This is a genomic window from Oleiphilus sp. HI0061, assembly GCF_001635675.1.
Window position 1 is genome coordinate 1 of sequence record NZ_LWFE01000870.1, and the last position, 916, is coordinate 916.

Genomic DNA, 916 nt, shown 5'->3' on the forward strand with positions numbered 1-916 from the left:
CATAAACCTTAGACAAGTTTTCGATTTGAATAATGGGAGTCATGATTTTGCATACCCTAATTTCTATAACAGTACGTTAAACGATTTTGCTTGTGCCTGACTATGCTCATAAATGGAATTCAGAAATTTGGGCTCAACGTACTGAAGAATACCGCTGCTGCAATACAAAGGGATTTGGAAGAAGCTGAAGCGAACAAGCTTTATCCGCAGAGTTATGATCTTAAGGCGGCCTAGCCTTTTTCAAAGGGGTCAGACTCGATTGATTTTCAATCGAGTCTGACCCCTTTGAAAACCTTCGACCTACGATCACCGCCCGTCTTTCTCGGGTGACTTGCCCTACCGGTCTGCGCTTCAATTTGAGACTTGAATTGCTCACTTCCCAGTACCCATGCCTTATTTGTTACTGTGCGAATCTCTTCAAGCGTCTGTTCTTTTATCTCGTACGTAAATAGAGAACGATATATCGACCGTCTTTTTTCTGGCGATACGGATAAAGACAAGTATTCGAAATGAGGTGAGATTAGCTCGCTTTGTGCTCCCAAAGCATTAACACGATAACTAGACCAAGGGTAATTAGATGGGTGGGCCACCATATTGGCCCGAACAGGATTTAGCTCGATATATCGATAGCAAGTTAGTAAATAGAGAGCTGAGTCAATAAGAGACGCTTTATAACGCCCTTCCCACAACGTACCCGTTCGGCGGTACTTTTTATTAAAGTACTGAACATAGTAACGCCCAATATTCTGTATTGTTTTTGATATGCCGTCTTCCACTTGAGGTGTAATCAGCAAATGTACGTGATTGGTCATCAAGACATAAGCATGTACTTCACAAGAGTATGCTCGACACGCGTCATTCAGTTTATCTAGATAGAACAAATAATCGTCATTTTGATGAAAAATCGCTTCACGGT

The 916-nt window shown here is 41.7% G+C and carries 1 protein-coding gene; it reads right to left on the reverse strand.

Features of this window, described 5'->3' with window-relative positions:
- Nucleotides 1-266: 266 nt before the first annotated feature.
- Nucleotides 267-916 (reverse strand): transposase (locus A3735_RS10275; protein ID WP_197485831.1); only part of this gene is annotated, 650 nt, incomplete at its 5' end.